The 18,443-nt window shown below is 36.9% G+C and carries 16 protein-coding genes; 8 read left to right on the plus strand and 8 right to left on the minus strand.

Going from position 1 to position 18,443, the window contains the following annotated elements:
- The first annotated feature begins 638 nt into the window (after positions 1-638).
- Positions 639-2,216, plus strand: coding sequence for an ATP-binding protein (locus ACYVFA_RS10585; RefSeq protein ID WP_460471783.1), 1,578 nt, complete (start codon positions 639-641; stop codon positions 2,214-2,216).
- A gap of 15 nt (positions 2,217-2,231) precedes the next feature.
- Here the strand turns inward: ACYVFA_RS10585 and ACYVFA_RS10590 are convergent, their stop codons facing one another.
- Both ACYVFA_RS10590 and ACYVFA_RS10595 read right to left on the minus strand, forming a co-directional pair.
- Complete coding sequence (locus tag ACYVFA_RS10590) at positions 2,232-2,525, minus strand: LytR/AlgR family response regulator transcription factor (protein WP_460471784.1); 294 nt, start codon at positions 2,523-2,525, stop codon at positions 2,232-2,234.
- A 103-nt stretch (positions 2,526-2,628) separates the two neighbouring features.
- Complete coding sequence (locus ACYVFA_RS10595) at positions 2,629-4,161, minus strand: ELWxxDGT repeat protein (RefSeq protein ID WP_460471785.1); 1,533 nt, start codon at positions 4,159-4,161, stop codon at positions 2,629-2,631.
- 383 nt (positions 4,162-4,544) lie between these two features.
- Between ACYVFA_RS10595 and ACYVFA_RS10600 the strand changes: the two genes are divergently transcribed.
- The 4 genes from ACYVFA_RS10600 (at position 4,545) to ACYVFA_RS10615 (ending at position 9,329) form a co-directional block, all read left to right on the plus strand.
- A complete protein-coding gene (locus ACYVFA_RS10600) occupies positions 4,545-5,174 on the plus strand; it encodes a response regulator transcription factor (RefSeq protein ID WP_460471786.1) in 630 nt (209 codons plus the stop codon).
- A gap of 126 nt (positions 5,175-5,300) precedes the next feature.
- On the plus strand, positions 5,301-6,578 hold the full coding sequence (locus ACYVFA_RS10605; protein ID WP_460471787.1) for a GWxTD domain-containing protein: 1,278 nt from the start codon (positions 5,301-5,303) through the stop codon (positions 6,576-6,578).
- Entirely contained in the window at positions 6,551-7,405 is an 855-nt protein-coding gene (gene rlmB, locus ACYVFA_RS10610; RefSeq protein WP_460471788.1) for a TrmH family RNA methyltransferase, read from the plus strand. Before ACYVFA_RS10605 ends, rlmB begins: the two co-directional genes overlap by 28 nt.
- Positions 7,406-7,535: 130 nt before the next feature.
- On the plus strand, positions 7,536-9,329 hold the full coding sequence (locus ACYVFA_RS10615) for a 3-coathanger stack domain-containing protein (RefSeq protein ID WP_460471789.1): 1,794 nt from the start codon (positions 7,536-7,538) through the stop codon (positions 9,327-9,329).
- 3 nt (positions 9,330-9,332) lie between these two features.
- Here the strand turns inward: ACYVFA_RS10615 and ACYVFA_RS10620 are convergent, their stop codons facing one another.
- Together ACYVFA_RS10620 and ACYVFA_RS10625 are read right to left on the minus strand one after the other, a co-directional pair.
- The gene (locus ACYVFA_RS10620) at positions 9,333-9,638 is read right to left on the minus strand and encodes a helix-turn-helix domain-containing protein (protein WP_460471790.1); all 306 of its coding nucleotides are present in this window, start codon (positions 9,636-9,638) and stop codon (positions 9,333-9,335) included.
- Complete coding sequence (locus ACYVFA_RS10625) at positions 9,638-11,092, minus strand: leucine-rich repeat domain-containing protein (RefSeq protein WP_460471791.1); 1,455 nt, start codon at positions 11,090-11,092, stop codon at positions 9,638-9,640. Before ACYVFA_RS10625 ends, ACYVFA_RS10620 begins: the two co-directional genes overlap by 1 nt.
- Before the next feature lie 158 nt (positions 11,093-11,250).
- Here ACYVFA_RS10625 and ACYVFA_RS10630 point away from each other — a divergent pair, with 158 nt between their 5' ends.
- The 3 genes from ACYVFA_RS10630 to alaS all read left to right on the plus strand — a co-directional run bounded on the left by ACYVFA_RS10630 (position 11,251) and on the right by alaS (position 15,890).
- Positions 11,251-12,009 carry an enoyl-CoA hydratase/isomerase family protein gene (locus tag ACYVFA_RS10630; RefSeq protein WP_460471792.1) on the plus strand — a complete coding sequence of 253 codons (759 nt, stop codon included), beginning with the start codon at positions 11,251-11,253 and terminating at the stop codon, positions 12,007-12,009.
- 64 nt (positions 12,010-12,073) lie between these two features.
- Positions 12,074-12,997 (plus strand): alpha/beta fold hydrolase, encoded by a 924-nt coding sequence (locus ACYVFA_RS10635; RefSeq protein WP_460471793.1) that lies wholly within the window; start codon positions 12,074-12,076, stop codon positions 12,995-12,997.
- Between the two features lie 247 nt (positions 12,998-13,244).
- Complete coding sequence (gene alaS, locus ACYVFA_RS10640) at positions 13,245-15,890, plus strand: alanine--tRNA ligase (RefSeq protein WP_460471794.1); 2,646 nt, start codon at positions 13,245-13,247, stop codon at positions 15,888-15,890.
- Between the two features lie 85 nt (positions 15,891-15,975).
- Here the strand turns inward: alaS and ACYVFA_RS10645 are convergent, their stop codons facing one another.
- The 4 genes from ACYVFA_RS10645 to ACYVFA_RS10660 all read right to left on the minus strand — a co-directional run bounded on the left by ACYVFA_RS10645 (position 15,976) and on the right by ACYVFA_RS10660 (position 18,317).
- On the minus strand, positions 15,976-16,389 hold the full coding sequence (locus tag ACYVFA_RS10645) for a transcriptional regulator (RefSeq protein WP_460471795.1): 414 nt from the start codon (positions 16,387-16,389) through the stop codon (positions 15,976-15,978).
- On the minus strand, positions 16,367-16,759 hold the full coding sequence (locus tag ACYVFA_RS10650) for a DoxX family protein (RefSeq protein WP_460471796.1): 393 nt from the start codon (positions 16,757-16,759) through the stop codon (positions 16,367-16,369). Before ACYVFA_RS10650 ends, ACYVFA_RS10645 begins: the two co-directional genes overlap by 23 nt.
- Positions 16,760-16,847: 88 nt before the next feature.
- Positions 16,848-17,267, minus strand: coding sequence for a VOC family protein (locus tag ACYVFA_RS10655; RefSeq protein ID WP_460471797.1), 420 nt, complete (start codon positions 17,265-17,267; stop codon positions 16,848-16,850).
- A gap of 276 nt (positions 17,268-17,543) precedes the next feature.
- The gene (locus ACYVFA_RS10660) at positions 17,544-18,317 is read right to left on the minus strand and encodes a MerR family transcriptional regulator (RefSeq protein WP_460471798.1); all 774 of its coding nucleotides are present in this window, start codon (positions 18,315-18,317) and stop codon (positions 17,544-17,546) included.
- Positions 18,318-18,443 lie beyond the last annotated feature (126 nt).

The following is an 18,443-nucleotide window of genomic DNA, read 5'->3' on the forward strand; positions in this document are numbered from 1 at the left end:
TCAGGATTGAATCAGAGAGTTTAACAGCCTATGGGTTTTCGAAAAGTATTTGTTTGCTTCTGATTACTTGTATTTCTTTTCCATTACTCATTTGAATAGCCAGTTCAGGATATGTTTCTGATATGAACAGGATTGGGTATTTTTGGGTAAATTAAGGTATTTGAAATGTTTTATATTTTAAGAATTAAGGAGTAGAAAACATTCTTTAAATATTAAATAAAATACTACTATTGGGGTATTTTTACCTGAATTCTGTTTTTGTACATTTGGAGGAAAATCCAAAAAATGGTTCAGTCGTGAATAAAATTGTTATACTTGTTTGCCTGATATTGTTTAGTTACGAAGGAAAATCTCAGTCAATTTTTCTTGCCAAAAGCCAAAGAATACATCTGATAGATTCTCTAGAGCTAAGAATTAAGTCTCTATCAAAACAACCTCAGAGTTTCACAAGAGATACAGCGCTATTCCGTAGCTTTCAACTTATTTTTGTTCAATCCGGTCAGCTCAATCCTAATCTTGTAAAAAACCATAGAACATATTCAATCATTTTTGATTCACTTAGCAAAATTTCGAATAGAATAAACTGGCTTGAAGGAAAGGCTGATGTTTTATTTTGGAAAGCATTTGGATTAAGAAACGTGGAGAATAATGAATCCAAAGCCTTTAATTACTTTTCAAAAGCGCAGCTCCTGTATCATCAGCTTTCGCTCTCAAATAAAGAGGCCTGGAGTATAATTCAAAAAGCAACAACTTTGGTATACCGACACAACAGAACCGAAAATGAATGGCATAAAGCAACAGAACTGATTAATCAGGCTTTAGCGATAGGTATTAAAACGAATGATTTGGAAATTATACATCAAGCCTATAATTACATGGGAGATTTTCATATTATCAGACACCTATATGATAAAGCATTAGTCTTCTATGAAAAAGAAATACCCTATTTTGATAAGTATGGTGCTGGCAAAGAATTAGTTTATCTAGAAGGAAGACGAACCAATTATGCTTATCTGGCCATTTGTTACAGGCAACTCAATAATGATGTAAAGGCAAGAGAGTATTTAGATAAATTTTTGAAAGTCAATAATCCCGAAGATGGTGCTTATGCCAATTATTTATACCATACGGTATTAAGTGAAATAAGTAACTATGAGCTTAATACAAAAAAAAATGAAAAAAAAGCTCTCAAATATAGATTATTATATGAGAATATACTTCATGAAAGACCTTTGTTTGATGTGGCCAACCACTATTTTGCCATGTTTAAAATATATCGTGCCCTTAAATTGAATGGTAAAGCATTGGAATATCATGAAAAATGGGTAAGTGCCAAAGACTCGCTTAAAGCAGAAGAATTGAGCAAGGAGTTCAGAAAAATTGAGACACAGTATAATGTCCAAAGAAAAGAATTAGAAATTAAGATATTGCAGAACACTACCCTTTTAAAAGAGAATGAAAAACAGCAGACTATCCGAAATTTTCTGATTCTGACAAGTATATTAGGGTTTGGCTTAATTATTATTCTAGTAAGTTATAATAGTTCGAGAAGAAAAAATAATGCGTTACAATTAAATCTGTCTTTGGTCCAGAAAGAAATTACTGAAAAAATACTACAGACGCAAGAAACCGAAAGACAAAGAATTGCCAGTGATCTACATGACGATTTAGGGGGGAGTATCGCTACTGTAAAAAGGTATATGGCAGAAATTAAAGAAAAAAATAAGCAAAATGAATTGAAAAAGATAGTCGATAACATTGAACCGATAATTCACCAAACCAGCGAAGATATCAGACGAATTTCTCATAATCTAATGCCTCCAGAATTTGAAAGGCTGGGTCTGCAAAATTCAATCCAGTATTTAGTAAACCGTTCTTCTACGCCAAAGGTTCAGATTCAATTCCTTACGTTTGGCAATGTACACCTATTGGAGGCAGAAGTATCTATTAATATTTACCGGATAGTTTCTGAACTCATTAACAATTTATTAAAGCACTCTCGAGCAACATTGGCTACGGTACAGATGATTTATTATGAGAAGTATTTATCGGTTATAGTAGAAGATAACGGTACTGGGCATCAAATAGTAAAAGAACCGCAGAAAGGGATTGGGTTAAAGAGTATCTTCCTACGTGCCAAATATATCGGAGCAACTTTAAAGGTTGATTCAGGACCCCAAGGGAGTACTTATATTCTGGAGATAGGCTTTAAATAATCAGACTTGTAGGCTTTACAAATTTGCCAGTAAATTTAGTTTTCGTCTGGCAACTTTTATTTCTTTTCCGTTTGTCATTTTAATATACGAGTTTCTTCCCTGTTTGTTGATGCAGGCTATATATGCGGGATTAAGCAGATATGAACGATGAATGCGTAAAAAATGATTAATTTCGTTTTTACTCTGGTAGTATTTGAGTGTAAATGACGAAGTCCATTTCTTTCCGTCTTCGAAATGAAAAATGCTGTAATTGGTATCTGCTTCAAGATAAATGATATCCACCGGTGGTTGATTCTTAAGAATGTTCATAATAATGGCTGTTTTAAGAACTGAATTTGCTAGGACACTGATATAAAACTGGCTACCCTAAGTAACCAGTTTAGTTATAGAAAAGTGGGCATAAAGCAAAAAATCAATTACCATTTTGTATTTTCCCTTCATAAGGTTTATTAATATCTGGCAAAATATAAGTGCCAGTTTCTAAAAAAATAGCTTTTTTTGCTATATCTAAGGTGCTGAAATTAAGACCTGACTGGCGATAGATATAGTGTTTTAAACCATCTACTGCGAATAAATTTCCACCTGCTTCTGGCGAGATACCCTTGAAATAATAACGACCATTGTATATGGCTGCCCAACGGTTATTCAGATTTTCGTTGGGTGGCTCGGGAGATATAACGCCATCGGCTGTACCCGGGTTTAAATCCTGTACAATTATTGTTCCTGCTTCAGTTCCATCACTCTTCCATATCTCGCGTCCATTTTCGGCAGTTCTGGCACTGAAATAGCAAATTCCGTCAATTACACCCAAGTCCTGCGGTCTTGAGTCGGCTGTGCCTGGATTAATATCCTTTACCATATATGTGCCTACAGCTGTCCCATCGCTTCGCCATAGTTCAGCACCATATGTTGGGTCAATTGCCGTAAAATAAAAAATATCGTCATAGCTTTGCTTTGGGTAGCTATTGTAATTATTGGCACGTATTGGCATATAGGGAGTTGTTCCGGCAGGAAAAGTTATTACCTTAGTTGTTCCACCAATTGTACCATCACTTTTCCATAGTTCATAAGTTCCAGAACCATTTGCATTGGCTTCGCCCAGAAAATAAATATTTGAAGAGGTAGGATAAATTCCATTAAAGGAATTTGCTGATTTCATGAATCCATCGCAAACGGTACAACTACCTCCGCAGTCAAGATGGCAACCAGTGACTCCCAGAGTAACAAGTGTATTTCCTTCTATTTTCTGTAAAGGAATTGAAAATTCTCCATTGTTTATTAGAAAGGTCTTCCCATGCCAATTTATCAGGCTAGTTGAATAAATATAAGTCGAATCATCTGTATTATCTGTATTTTCTATTGGAGACCTAAAATTCATTTTTACAGTTCCACTTGCAGTCCCGTTGGTTCTCCAGATATCAAATTGGTCTGAAACATAAGCATAAGTACCATCTGAAACAATATTCCAGACAGACATATCTTTTATTTTATATGTACCTGCTTCTGTACCATCGCTTCGCCAAAGGTTTGAACCGTTCTCAGAAAAAAGTGCAATCCCATTCAAATCTGTGATAAAATGCGGTATTGACCCAAGATTATCTTTAACCATTTGAGCCTGTTTTGTTTCACCATCTATTACCCATAAACTGTTTGGTTGGCCAAAAAAGATGTATTTACCAACTACGCCATATCTTTCAGGATAAGAATTGAAACCCATCCAGGCAGTTCCAGGAAGTAATGTGCCTAATGTGTCACCATTAGTTTTATAAATTCCATCAGGACTGTCGTTGCAACCCACATTATTATAGTAAAGACTTCCTTTGTAGCTTATAAAATTCAATGGAAAATTAGGAGAATTGGAGCATCCTTGCCCGATTAACGAGATTTGAGAGAATCCTTCTGATGCTAGAAAGACCATCAATAAAATATAAACTAATTTTTTCATGAGATACTATTTTTTTTGATATTCTTTTAATTTTCCAATATTATCCTCGCAGTTCGAATCGATAATAATTTTGGTTATCACACTGTGAACTATTGAGCCTTTTGAGTGATTTAAAATCAGATTTTTAAACTTATGGGTTATTGATAATTTTACCTCCAAATTTATCTGGCAAAACAGTTCTTTGACAATACCCCGATAGGGGTATATTAATAAAAACATGGATTCTAAACGATATAAAAAAGGGGGAGCGTAGAAAAAAAATAATAAAAATACTAAGTGTAAAACGGCTTAGAATAGCTATTTTGACGCTTCAATATATTGATGAGCTTATGGTATTAAAGTTTGAATGCTTTGTTTACGAGCTTTTCTAAATAAAATTCTATATGTCGGATCCAATAAAAGTATTAATCATTGATGACCACCATCTGTTTAGTGAAGGTGTAAAAGCATTGCTTTCAGAATTACCAGAATATGAGGTTTGTGGACAGGTATTTAAGGCAAAAGATATTGATAGTGCAATTCATACACTTCAACCTGACTTACTTTTGCTTGATGTAAATATTCATGGCGAAAATGGGATAGAAATTGGTAGTCGTATTTTGCAACACTGGCCTGTGAAAATTATTATTCTTACGATGTACAATCAACCTAAGTTATTACAAGAAGTTCAAAAATCGGGCTTTCATGGGTATTTACTAAAAGATTCTACCAAAGAGGAAATAATTGTTGGGATTCAGGAAGTATTGAAGGGTAAAAATTTTTTTGATACCAAAATCACCAACTTTCAGCCAACTAACGCATTTAATGATGATTTTGCCATAAAACTTAACCTGACTTTCAGGGAGTTAGAGTTGATAAGGTTATTGAAATCTGGACTAACCAATGAAGAGATCGCCAACCAACTTCATCTGAGTGTTTTTACTATTAAAACTCATCGTAAGAATATCTACTATAAGCTAAGCATTAATAATCTGGCAGAACTCATTCAATTTGCCAATCAAAATGATATATGATTCTTGAACAATACTTTCTGGTGGCTGCAATAAAATTTCTTTGTGGCGCGTTCTGAATTTGTTTTTCTTCATTAAATATTTTTATTAAAGAGAAAATTTCTACATTTGGAACAAGAATCGGGTATAATGAGAAAAATACTTTTATATGCTTTAATATTGGGTCTCACAGGATGTGCCACCAATAAAAAAACAAATACCAAAGCTCCACGCGAGACAAAGACTGCTGTAATTACGCCCGAAGTGGTAACAAAACCAATGGTTGTGGCAATCAAGAGTCGATACATTGTAAAAGATTCTTCTATGGCAAAGATTTTTATGGAACTGGATGTGGAGAATCTGAGTAGAGCCAATGCCATGCAACAAATGAAGGATGCTTTTCGGTTGAGCTGGTTATTGCAGTCGGACTATGGTGTGAGAGATAGATTGGCCTTTAACAAAATCGACTTTACAGAGCAGAATTTTCTGTTGCGCGACGGTAAAATAGAAATTGTATTTGACGTACAAAGACCCAAGAACGTTGGCAAGGCTTTATTGTTGATGGAGATTTTTGAATTGTCCACCAATAAGAAATCGAATAACGATTTAGTGATAGATTTTGGAGCGACCCGCTTAAGCGATAGATTCGGGCTTTATGTCAGTGATTTATCTCGTCCGCTTTTCAGAAATTATGTAAACAAGAAAGACACGTTTCAGATCCGTAGTATTGATAACCACGTTCGGGATCTATTCCTGATTCGTTATACCAACGATTTCGACCCGGCGCAATCGCCAATGGCAACTACTCTGAAGCCTACGATTAAATCATTGAAAGTAGAAGAAATAGTAAAGGTTCAATCAGGCACACCACTGCAATTACAGAACGAAGGTTTGTATTTTGCTGTTGAAGATACAATGAATACCAGAAATGGCTTTGGATTCATGATTGTAGATAATCGTTTTCCGAAATTTACCATGCCTGAAAAACTGGTAAAACCCCTCATTTATATGAGTACAAGTCAGGAAACACGCACAGTAAACGAGAATCCTGATGCAAAACAGGCGTTGGATCGTTATTTTCTGGCCGTTACAGGAGGGAATCAGATGCTAGCAAAGAAGATTATCAAGACTTATTATCATAGAATCGAAGAAGCTAACCGTTTATTTACCAGTTTTAAAGATGGCTGGAAGACAGATAAAGGGATGGTATATATTATTTTAGGGCCACCAAACAAAGTGCAGAGAAGCCGTGACAGAGAGGTGTGGATGTATGCCCAAAGCCAGAATTTTTCAGAAATAATTTTTACATTTAATAAAAAACCAAATCAGTTTACAGATAACTATTATGAACTGGTTCGGTATCCCGAATACCAGGCATATTGGTATCCGTTCGTAGAAGCATGGAGAACAGGAAACGTTATGGAGTAAATTCCGAGTCAGGTGACCGTAAAGATGGCCCTCGTGGAGACGGCTCTCGCCCGGATTTTAAGAAAAAGCAAAAGTTTTTTGCAAAACCTAATTTTGAAAAAACATCTAAACCAGATATAGTTTTTGGTGTACAATCAGTATTGGAAACCCTGAAAGGCACCAAGGAGATAGAAAAAATATTAATTCAGCGCGAGTTCGGTCATGCCGAAGTAGAAAAACTTGCCAAAGAACGTGATTTACCAGTACAACGAGTACCGCTCGAAAAGCTGAACCGGATCACGATGAAAAACCACCAGGGGGTTATCGCCTTTGTATCTGCTGTTAACTACGCCAAAACTTCAAATGTGGTAGCTGATATTTTCGAGAAAGGAGAAGTACCTCTGCTATTGGTTTTAGATAGAATCACCGATGTACGTAATTTTGGAGCAATAGCCCGTACAGCCGAATGTTCGGGTGTGCATGCAATCATTGTAGCATCAAGAGGCGCAGCACAGATTAATGCCGATGCCATGAAGACTTCTTCAGGGGCATTGAATTTTATGCCTGTATGCCGTGAAAATAGTTTATCGCAAGTGCTGGATGAATTACAGCAATCAGGTATTCAGATAGTAGCCTGTACCGAAAAAGCTACTGACGAATTGTATGGGATAGATTTTACTGTTCCAACAGCCATTCTGATGGGCTCAGAAGAAGATGGTATTTCTGAAAACTTGTTGGAACAAGCAGATCATTCGACTAAAATCCCGATGCTTGGTAAAATTGGTTCGTTAAATGTTTCGGTAGCTACTGGTGTAATATTATATGAAGTGGTAAGACAAAGGATTTAATTCTATATAAAAGTTTTTGATAAAATGCTCTGATAATCAGCAATGATTGCCAGAGCATTTTATTTTCTGACATAGCTGTCCAACTATTTCATATGAATCCCTGTCAGTACAAAAAAACACCTGTGAACTTATGAAAAGAACTTTTACACTGATTGCATTTTTGTTGTTTATTCATCATTACCTAACTTTTGGTCAATACCCACCTGTAATTAAAGCCTACAGCATCGTGGATATGCCCCTGCAAAGATGGGATAAGTCTTTAGGCGGAAATGAAGGAGAAATTGGTTTTTGTGTAGAATTGGCAGACGACGGAGGTTATGTCATGGCAGCCACGACGCAATCTAGTATTGGTGGAGATAAACAATCGGCCAGCAGGGGTGGTGATGATTTCTGGATAATAAAGATTAATCAGAACGGTGAGAGAGTCTGGGATAAAACTTATGGTGGAAGTTTATACGATTATGTGAGAACCATAGCTAAATGCAAAGACGGTGGTTTTTTAATCGGTGGCGATTCTTCGTCTCCACAAGATGGTGATAAGTCTGAGCCTGCGCATCCTTATCCAAACGGTATTCCTTCTAATGATTATTGGGTAGTGAAGATTGATGCGAATGGTAATAAACAGTGGGATAAAAGATTTGGCGGCAATGGATTTGATTATCTATGGCATATAATCCAGACAAGTGATGGGGGGTATCTTCTGGGAGGGACATCAGATTCAAATGATGGTGGAGAAAAAACAGAAAATCTCAGATATGGCAGAGATGCATGGGTAATAAAAATTGATGCCAATGGTAATAAACAATGGGATAAAACCCTGGGTGGAAGCGGCTACGAAAGTGCCGAAGATTTACTCGAATTACCAGATAAATCGATATTAGTGGCTTGTAATTCTTTTGGAGAAGGTACTGGTGGAGATATGAGTGCCCCCATAAAAGGAGGATCTGACATCTGGCTGGTGAAACTAAGTGAAGGAGGAAGTATTATATGGAACAAAAGATATGGAAGTACTGGCGAAGAAAGGTATCCATCAATGGTGCTGACAAATGATGGAAATGTTTTTTTTACTGCAGGAATTAATGGCCCTCAAAATGGAGATGTATCTTCCGAGCCAATTGGTTTCGATGATTTCTGGTTAATAAAAATTGATTATAATGGTAACAAAATATGGGATAAGCGTTATGGTGGTTACAACAGTGAAAACATGCCAAGTATCTATAAAACTTTTGATAAAAAATATTTACTGGCAGGGCAGACTTATTCGCAGTTAGGGTACGACATTACAGATTACCCACATAGTTCTAACGATCTCTGGGTTTTAAAAATTGATGATGACGGAAATAAGTATTGGGATAAAAGAATAGGTTGCAATGATTTATATACCTGGGGACGAAGTATACTTAAACCAACGCCAGATTTAGGTTTTGTTTTTGCCGGTACATCAAATGCCGCTATCAGCGGAGATAAAACGGAAAATTCTTTAGCCAGCGATATATGGGTAGTAAAAACAGGCGTGAATGATTTTGTGAACCCGCTATGTACTCAACCAAACCGGGAACTTGCGTTTGTAGCTAATGGCTGCAATGGCACTATCAACTGGTTTGATGGTAGCACCGGCCCTGCACTGGTAGCAAAAGCAATAGATGAGCCTATAATTGCTTCAGCAACCTGTACCGAAAATGCAAATACCTCGGCAGCTTCGAGTTTTAGGGTCAATGTGGCTTTATATCAGCATTATATTACTGAAACAATTCAGAATGATAATAAAACATTTAATGCCATGACGACGATTGAAGCCAATAACCTGATTATTGCTCCGGTTGACGTAAAATACATAGCCGGCAATAGTATTCAGTTGAATCCGGGTTTCAAGGCAGATAGCGGTAGTATCTTTAGTGCAACGATTAAAAGTTGTTTTGAATAAAAACTAAAGTTCTTTCAAGGTATCGTGTAAAAACGCTCTGATAGTCAGCAATCTGGTTTTCAGAGCGCTTTTGCTTTTATTGAGGTCTGTCTTTTTATTAATCTTCCGTTCGGTACCCTTCAGGGTCAGGGTACCTTTGCTTTTTACCTCTATAATCTCCCGAAGTTTTTCAATATCTTTTTGAGTAATCTTCCGGTCGCGGCCATTACGTTCAAATCTCAACTTGAATTTTTTTTCATAAAACCGAATCTTTGAGGCCGTAACACCCAGAATATCTGCAACTTCGTTGGTTGTATAGAAAAGCTTCATTAACGTACTAGAATATCTTTTTTCTCTAAATCTGTCACCAATTTAGCTAATTCTTCTTTCTTCTCCGCAATTCTGTCAAAATCATTTCCGCCAAAAAAGACTCTTTGTAATTTTTCAAACTTTCTTAGCTGAACCGGCACTTCCATAATCTGATTCCTGCTTATATCAATCTCAACCAGATTATCTAAGGCATATACCTTTTCTGGTACTGTCTTAAACATATTATGCCCTATATGTAGCAACTTTAAATCAGGTAGGGTAGGCAGCTCATTCAGCCTATTATGATGAGCATAAAGAGTCTCTAATGTCTTGATTTTTGCGATATGCGCGGGCAAATTCCAAAGCTCATTATTTGACACTGCCAGAGTTTTTAGTTTGGGCATATCACATATTTCATTTGGCAATTGCTTGATGTCGTTATAATATAAATCCAGTTCTTCCAGATTCGGTAACTTAGTTACATTCATTGGCAGTTCTGATAATCTTGCATTATAGAGATTTAGTGCTTTCAGGTTATCCATCTTTTTAAAGTCGCGCTTTCTAAAGCTTATAAAACGATTGTTGCCTAAGAATAGTACTTCAAGCTTTCGATTCTTTGATAGACTTCGCGGTACATAAGGAATACCAGTGTATTGCAGATTCAGGTCTTTAATGTGAGTGTTCTTCTTAAACCTGAGCTTGTTGTTGTTGATAGGATTATTACTGATACTCAAAAATTTCAGGTTCTTGATTTTAGAGACAGATTTAGGGATTTTTTCAATGTAGTTGCCAGACAAATCTAATTTCTCAAGATTTTTAAATTTAAATGCTACCATCGGAAATGACTCTAATCTTAAGCCATTCAGCATCAATGTTTTTACGGTGTCGGGTTTATCACAAGCCTCGGCAATTGCCAGATTATAGATAAACATTTTGCTTGGCTTTTTGGGTGTAAGGTCAAAATTGAGTAAAAAACCAATTCTAAACTTTTCTTTACTATAGTGACCAGGGAATTTGTAGTTTTTACAAAAATCATCTGCTATAGCAACTAATTTTTGCTCAAACTCAGGGTTTAAGCTATCACTAATAGCTTTATTGTTAATTCTTATTGGACCTTGCCACCCGTAAACAAAATAGTCAATAACCCCATTAGGTTGAACCATAAATTCAACAGGCACACTCTTAGTTTCGTTTAATTCATTAAATCTTACCTGGCGTTCGCGTGCAAATTTGTAAAAATCATACTGCAGCCGCTTATTTTCTACTTCTAAAATAACTGTATAATTCTTCTCATCATCGAGTATAGGGTTATTTAGAGATTTATATGGATTTGTAGATTCGATTATAGTACTCTTGCCATCTTTGGTAATTTTTGATGGAAATACATCTCTTTCGAAATCTTTAGCTTTCAACACTTTTTGTTGCCCCAGGGAGAAAAAGGAGATAAATAATAATAGGCAAAATAGGTTTTTCATAGATTTTTTATTTAGTCTACAAATATAACTAAATTCTTAGTTGTATATTTTATTTATAGGAAGAAAATTTTCTAACGGTATTTTGTAAACCATATTTTCATCCAAAGCCGTATGCAAGCCTATTAAAATCACCTACATTTGTATATAAACTAACAAATATGGAGTATCAGGATATAATCGTAGAAGAGAAAGAAGCAATTGCTATTATTACTTTAAACAGACCCGCAGCTTTAAATGCGCTGACACCATTAATGGTGAAAGAATTAAAGCAGGCGCTGACAGATATATCAAAAAGAACAGATATAAAAGTAGTGATTGTTAAAGGGGCTGGCAGAGCATTTTCAGCTGGTGTTGATTTAAAAGCCCTGAATGAAGGTATACAGGATGGGCAATTCAAAGCATCGGATATTCTGCAAGATGGCAATGACATAGCGCATCTACTGCAAACTATGCCTCAACCCGGTATTGTTTTGATACACGGACATTGCTATACAGGAGCGACAGAACTGATGATGTTTTTTGATTTGATTCTGGCCGCCGAAGATGCTAAATTAGGAGATACACATACGAAATGGGGAATATTACCTAAATGGGGTATGACACAAAGGCTACCCAAATTGGTAGGCATATTGAAAGCCAAAGAACTATCATTTACGGCTAAACCAATCACAGGTAAAGAAGCTGAACGCATCGGCTTAGTTAACAGGGCACTCCCTCTAGAAAAACTGGAAGAAACCGCTTTTGAATTAGCGAATGAGATTTTACAAAACTCAGCTCAGACAATAGCTGCTATGAAGCATCTTTACAATGAAGGTTTTGCAAAAACATTAGAACAAGGTCTTGCCATAGAACAGGCATTCTTAACCAATATTACGGATAGAGCTGAATTTTTGAAGAATTTTGAGAAGAATAAGTAAAGACATGATTCTATATTTTTCTACCTGAATAATTTAAATTACTCGTTAGCTGTTATAAATTCCTATGAAACCAACTTTAACAGGCAAAGCCCCCTGTAATACAATTGAAATTTATTTTGAAACTTTTGGTCATCAGAAAAATCCTGCCATTCTGCTGATAATGGGCCTGGATGCCCAGAGTATCATGTTTACCAATGACTTTATTGAGCCTTTGGTTGAAGCAGGCTATTACGTCGTCCGGTTTGATAACAGAGATATTGGCTTATCAACCTGGATGAATGATACCTGGCACCGGAAAAAACCTTATACCTTAGAGGATATGGCAAAAGATAGCATAGAATTACTCGACTATCTTTCTATTGCCAAAGCACATATTATAGGTGTTTCGATGGGTGGGATGATTGCCCAGCGTATCGCTATTTCTTATGCTGATAGAGTATTATGTCTTGTTTCTATTATGTCTTCCGGTTTTATTCTTGACCCTCAGACTGTGCCATTCTTCAGAGGAAAACCATTTGTACGCATGATTCCTTTTTTTCTCAGAAATTTTAGTATCAAAAGCAAATTGGTGTTTCCTGCCATTACGGTTGAGAATTATGTGAAAACATATCGGAGGCTCAACGGCAAAACTTTTCCGTTCAATCATAATCACTTAAGAACGATTTTTACGGAAGGTATAGAGAATCGAAAAGGGCAGAATCCCAGAGCCAGATTCCAGCAGTTTTGTGGCATTGCTGCTTCGGGCTCTCGTTTGCATGAACTATCCAGAATCAAAGCACCAACACTTGTGATTCATGGCACAGAAGACCCATTGATTCCACCGATTCATGCGACAATTTATGCGCCTAAAATACCAGAGGCAAAAATGCTTTGGGTAGAAGGCATGGGGCATCAAATGCCCAAGCCAGTTTTAGAGAAGATTATGCCGGTTATTATTGCGCATTTGAATACTACTTCTTTTCATAAAGCTGCGGATTCAGCGACTTAAGTTCTTTTATATCTCCTTTTCAGTATAACTATTGCGTTTTATTAAAAGAACACTTCAAATAGTCTATAATTTAGACTAAATTTGCACCCTCAATAAATAAAGCAAAATATTTATCGAGGAGGGAAATCAAGTAAGATTTATCTTTCTTGATTTCGACAATAGAATGGATGGATTCCTGTGTCGTGGCGATAGCCACTTAATCACTAATTCACTCATTCGCACATTCACTAATTTATCAAACGCAGATATGACTTCTCACGAAATTCGTAAGGCTTTTTTAGACTTTTTCCGTAGTAAAGGGCACTTGATAGTACCTTCGGCTCCATTGGTGGCAAAAAACGACCCAACCCTCATGTTCAATAACTCGGGTATGGCGCAGTTTAAAGATTTTTTCTTAGGTAATGGTACACCGCCCGCCAAACGTATTGCGGATACTCAAAAATGTCTTCGGGTTAGTGGTAAACATAATGACCTGGAAGATGTAGGTTTTGATACCTATCACCATACCATGTTCGAGATGCTGGGCAACTGGTCTTTTGGTGATTATTTCAAAAAAGAAGCGCTGGCATGGTCATGGGAATTATTGACTGAGGTATATAAATTACCTAAAGACAGAATCTATGTATCGGTTTTTGAAGGTAGCAAAGAAGATAATGTACCTTTCGATCAGGAAGCTTTTGATATATGGAAAGAATTGATAGGCGATGAAAACCGCATTATTTTAGGAAACAAAAAAGATAATTTCTGGGAAATGGGTGACACAGGCCCATGTGGCCCTTGTTCCGAAATACATATAGATTTACGTAGCCAGGAAGAAGTAGACCAGAAAAGTGGAAAGGAATTGGTGAATAATGACCATCCTCAGGTAATTGAAATCTGGAATAATGTATTTATGCAGTTTGAACGCAAAGCTGACAAATCGTTGGTTTTATTGCCTGCCAAACACGTAGATACAGGTATGGGCTTTGAGCGCCTATGTATGGCTATTCAAGGTAAACAGTCGAATTATGACACAGATATTTTCCAGAATACAATTACTGTATTGGAAGAAATGTCTGGCAAGAAATATGGCGAGAATGGTACACTTTCATCTGATTCTTATGTAGATGTAGCCATGCGTGTAATCGCTGACCACATACGTGCTGTGGCATTTACTATCGCTGATGGACAATTGCCTTCAAACAATAAAGCCGGATACGTTATCCGCCGTATTCTTCGTCGTGCGGTCCGTTATGGTTATTCATATTTAGGGTTTAAAGAGCCATTCATGAATAAACTGGTGCCCGTATTAGCTGAACAGTTTGCTGATGTTTTTCCTGAATTGAAATCACAACAAGAGTTTGTAGGTAAAGTAATTGAAGAAGAGGAAAAAACTTTCTTACGTACGCTGGAAACAGGTTTGAAACGCTTGGATGTGATTATGAGTAGTACCAATGGAAAAGTGATAGCTGGTGAGCAAGTTTTTGAATTGAGTGACACCTATGGTTTTCCGCAAGATTTAACTGCGCTTATCGCTAAGGAAAATGGGCTTACGGTTGATGTAGAAGGATATAACAAAGCCTTACAAGTACAAAAAGACCTTTCGAAGAAAGACTCTGCTAAAGAGGCTACTGATTGGGTAGAACTCAATGAAGGTGATGAATTTGAGTTTGTAGGATATGAGCAATTATCGGCTGAGGCACAGATTGTAAAATACCGCAAGGTAAAAACCAAAGCAGGCGAAGAATATCATATTGTATTAGATCGCACACCTTTCTATGCTGAAATGGGTGGTCAGGTTGGTGATACCGGAACAATCGTGATTGGTAATCATGCGATTAATATCGCGGATACCAAAAAAGAAAACGATTTGTTTATCCATATTTCAAGAGATAAAAATTTAGAAGAATTGCTCAATGATGCCAAAACGGTATTAGCGCATGTAGATGCTGCTCGTCATGGTAAAATCATGGCTAACCATACGGCTACGCACTTAATGTTGGCGGCTATGCGTCAGGTATTAGGTGGGCATATCGTACAGAAGGGCTCTTATCAGGATGATAGCGTAACGCGTTTTGACTTCTCGCACTTTGCTAAGGTTACTGACGAAGAGCTAGCAAAGATTGAAGACATTGTAAATGAGAAAATCCGTCAGAATATTGCCTTAGACACTAAGGTAAATATGCCAATTAATGAGGCCATTGCTTTGGGTGCTACGGCAACATTTGGTGAGAAATATGGAGACTTCGTTCGCGTAGTTATTTTTGACCCACAATTCTCGGTTGAATTATGCGGTGGTACGCACGTGCCATCAACTGGTCAGATTGGTATTTTCAAATTTGTTTCAGAAGGTTCGGTAGCTGCTGGTGTACGAAGAGTAGAAGCTTTGACAGGTGAAAAAGCCATTGAGAAAATTAAAGAAGATTTGAAAGTAAGAGATGAAATCGCTTCTTTATTGAAAAACCCGGCTGATCTGGTAAAAGCTATCGAAAACCTACTTGCTGATAAAGCCGCTTTACAGAAAAAAGTAGAAATGCTGGAAAACGAGAAATTACAGGATTTGAAAAAACAATTGCTTGAAAAAATAGAAGCTATCAATGGTATAAATGTATTAACTGCCAAAGTTACCGTACCATCTGCTGATGCTTTGAAACAACTGGCTTTTGAGTTGAGAAATCAGGTAAATAATTTCTATGGCGTACTTGGTGCAGAAATAGGAGGGAAGCCGCAATTAGCTGTAATCATTGATGAAGGCGTTATGAAAGACAAAAACCTTCATGCAGGAAATATCGTAAAAGAACTGGCCAAAGAAATGAAAGGTGGTGGTGGTGGACAACCTTACTTTGCAACCGCCGGTGGAAGTGACCTAAGTGGCCTGGACAAAGCGATTGAGAAAGGGAAAACTTTAGTATAAGAAGTATAAAATGAAAGGCGAACACGATGTTCGCCTTTCTTATTTCATGATTTTGTATGGGTGTGTGCGCTTAAATATGCTTTTCTTAATCTGCTAGCCTGACCATGCATTTCACCACCTCATCATTCCTATACCATTCTATACAAGCACCGTGAGGGTCTATACTTGGGTTTTCTAGTAAGGTATTGAAGGCATCTCCAATCCCCGACACGTCCTTCATATAATCATGAATATCAATGCTTGTGTATTCTCCTTTTCTGATAAGGTAGGTCTCTAAACCTAAAGCCTCAGCTTCACCAAGGGTCAGTTCTTCTGCACAAGCCTTATAGATAATTGTGCCATCAATCGGGAAAGAAATGCCGAAGTATTTTCTTTCAGCTGAATCTTCTCTTGGTACTAGGCTATGCAATTTTTGATGTGCCGCCAGCACTCCATCAGGAAACGAACTGGCGGTTATATACATCGCTGAAATATCGTCAGGCAAATGATACTTTTCCATGTGTTACAGGCTCTTTAAGTTTATTGTAATACACATAAGAAACGATCAGGATGGCTAAAATAAAAAGCGGAAACGGGGTCTGTGCATTAAAGCCATCTATGGCCCAATGGCTGATGAATGCCGAAAGCAAAGTAAAGCTAAGCCCTGCATAAGCCCATTCTTTGATTTTTGCCGGAACCATTGGTAGTATAATGGCTAACGAACCCAAGACTTTATAAACTGTCAACATTACTCCAAAATAGGCAGGATAACCCAAATGGTTGATGCCCTCTTTTGCCAGTTCAGTCTGAGACGTTAAGGCAGGCATTACACCTTCCCATAAGAAAATAATGGTTGTAGCTACCCAGAAAATGATTTTATTTTTTTTCATGTTTGTCGTATTTAAAAAATTAAAAGTATATGTTTTAAAAAAGTGTTGTGGTAGTGCTTAGCACTAAAGGTGTGTAGATACTTGAAAATTATTCTTGTGTTTCTTGTGGATAGCCGTTTGGATCCATCCAGAAAACTTCCCATTTATGTCCGTCAAGGTCAGCAAAACTATCCTGATACATCCAGCCCATGTCTGTCAGGTCTCTGTATTTAGTTCCACCAGCTTCAATCGCTTTTTTAACGATTTCATCTACACTCTCTTTACCTGGCATTTCCAAAGAAAGAATTACTTCAGTCGATTGAGTTGCATCAGTAATGTCTTTGTCGATAAATGATTTAAAATGCTTATGCGTCAGAAGCATGGCATAAATGCTACCCTCTTCAATAATCATGCAGGTAGCGTTTTCGTCGGTAAATTGCGGATTGAACGAGTAACCTAGTTTTGTGAAAAACTCGATTGATTTTTGAAGGTCTTTTACTGGTAGGTTTACAAAAATTTTCGTTGCCATTGTGTTGATTGTTTATGTGTTGTTAAATGGATTGGGTAATCATCTGGCTTATTTTTACTTCCTGATTACTATACAAATTTACGGCAAAGAAATTAGACAGGCAGAGGGTAAATACGCCAATAAAAGGGCTATTTGCGACAAGATTTTTGAGGCTATTAATGACCTTATCAGAAGTGAGATAATGGGGTAAGAAAGTGGTTGATTTTGCCAGAAAAATAAAGACTTTTGTATAATAAAGAGAATATCTATGGCAGATATTCTCTTTAAATCAGGCTATTATTTCAGTTGCGTATCGGCAAAATGTGCCATGGCTTTACTTAAAAATAATGCATATTCAGGGTGAGAAACACCATCTATTGTGGTGAATCGTTCATCGCTCACATATAATTGCCCGAGCCCCTTGTAAGCCTCTGCCTGCTTATCGCCTGCCCCTGCGGTACCCCAGAAAATTCTGATAATTTCATAATGGCGTGCAATCAGATTTTGTACTTGTGCATGGGTTGCATCTTCATCTTTTAAAGCGAATAAGGCATTAGCATTGTTTTTCAATTCGCCTTTCAATGCTTCAAACTGCTCTTTGGTCATTTTGCCTAAGGCTTTCTCTGAATGCTCTACCGCTTCCAAGCCATATTTCTTTGAGGCTTCTGTTCTATAGGCATCGGCAGTTTCTTTGCTTAAGCCTTCATATAATTCTTCTGGTTTTAACATAATCGTTCCTGTTTTTAAATGATTAACTGTTTTGTCAATCGTTTCCAGTAGCGTGTTTATTCTGTCTTTTCGGCTTTGTAAGGATTCCTTATGGTTGAGTAGGGCTTCAACCAGATCGAAATCAGGGTTATCTAGAATACTATGGATTTCTTTCAAAGGGAAATCCAATTCTTTGTAAAAAAGAATCTGCTGTAATCTTAATAGTTCCTTTTCGCCATATAATCTGTACCCGGCCTCGGTACGGATAGATGGTTTCAGTAAACCCATCTGGTCATAGAGATGTAAGGTACGTACACTTACACCCGCCAGTTTTGCCATTTTTTGTACAGAATAATTTAACATTTGCTGTCATTTTTGATTGACTATGCAAACATAGGCTATGACGTAAGGTAAGAGTCAAGCGTTTTTTGAAATATTTTTTGAAAATATTTCTGAGTAGGTATTTAGGGAGTATAATTTTTAAAGATA

The organism is Emticicia fontis, assembly GCF_054779675.1.

Bases quoted from the DNA above. Each gene is read 5' to 3' on its own strand.
- ACYVFA_RS10650 (WP_460471796.1), bottom strand. From the start codon at position 16,759: ATGAAAAAAAATAAAATCATTTTCTGGGTAGCTACAACCATTATTTTC.
- ACYVFA_RS10590 (WP_460471784.1), bottom strand. From the start codon at position 2,525: ATGAACATTCTTAAGAATCAACCACCGGTGGATATCATTTATCTTGAA.
- ACYVFA_RS10645 (WP_460471795.1), bottom strand. From the start codon at position 16,389: ATGGAAAAGTATCATTTGCCTGACGATATTTCAGCGATGTATATAACC.
- ACYVFA_RS10595 (WP_460471785.1), bottom strand. From the start codon at position 4,161: ATGAAAAAATTAGTTTATATTTTATTGATGGTCTTTCTAGCATCAGAA.
- ACYVFA_RS10660 (WP_460471798.1), bottom strand. From the start codon at position 18,317: ATGTTAAATTATTCTGTACAAAAAATGGCAAAACTGGCGGGTGTAAGT.
- ACYVFA_RS10620 (WP_460471790.1), bottom strand. From the start codon at position 9,638: ATGAAGCTTTTCTATACAACCAACGAAGTTGCAGATATTCTGGGTGTT.
- ACYVFA_RS10630 (WP_460471792.1), top strand. From the start codon at position 11,251: ATGGAGTATCAGGATATAATCGTAGAAGAGAAAGAAGCAATTGCTATT.
- ACYVFA_RS10655 (WP_460471797.1), bottom strand. From the start codon at position 17,267: ATGGCAACGAAAATTTTTGTAAACCTACCAGTAAAAGACCTTCAAAAA.
- ACYVFA_RS10605 (WP_460471787.1), top strand. From the start codon at position 5,301: ATGAGAAAAATACTTTTATATGCTTTAATATTGGGTCTCACAGGATGT.
- rlmB (WP_460471788.1), top strand. From the start codon at position 6,551: ATGGAGAACAGGAAACGTTATGGAGTAAATTCCGAGTCAGGTGACCGT.
- alaS (WP_460471794.1), top strand. From the start codon at position 13,245: ATGACTTCTCACGAAATTCGTAAGGCTTTTTTAGACTTTTTCCGTAGT.
- ACYVFA_RS10625 (WP_460471791.1), bottom strand. From the start codon at position 11,092: ATGAAAAACCTATTTTGCCTATTATTATTTATCTCCTTTTTCTCCCTG.
- ACYVFA_RS10600 (WP_460471786.1), top strand. From the start codon at position 4,545: ATGTCGGATCCAATAAAAGTATTAATCATTGATGACCACCATCTGTTT.
- ACYVFA_RS10635 (WP_460471793.1), top strand. From the start codon at position 12,074: ATGAAACCAACTTTAACAGGCAAAGCCCCCTGTAATACAATTGAAATT.
- ACYVFA_RS10615 (WP_460471789.1), top strand. From the start codon at position 7,536: ATGAAAAGAACTTTTACACTGATTGCATTTTTGTTGTTTATTCATCAT.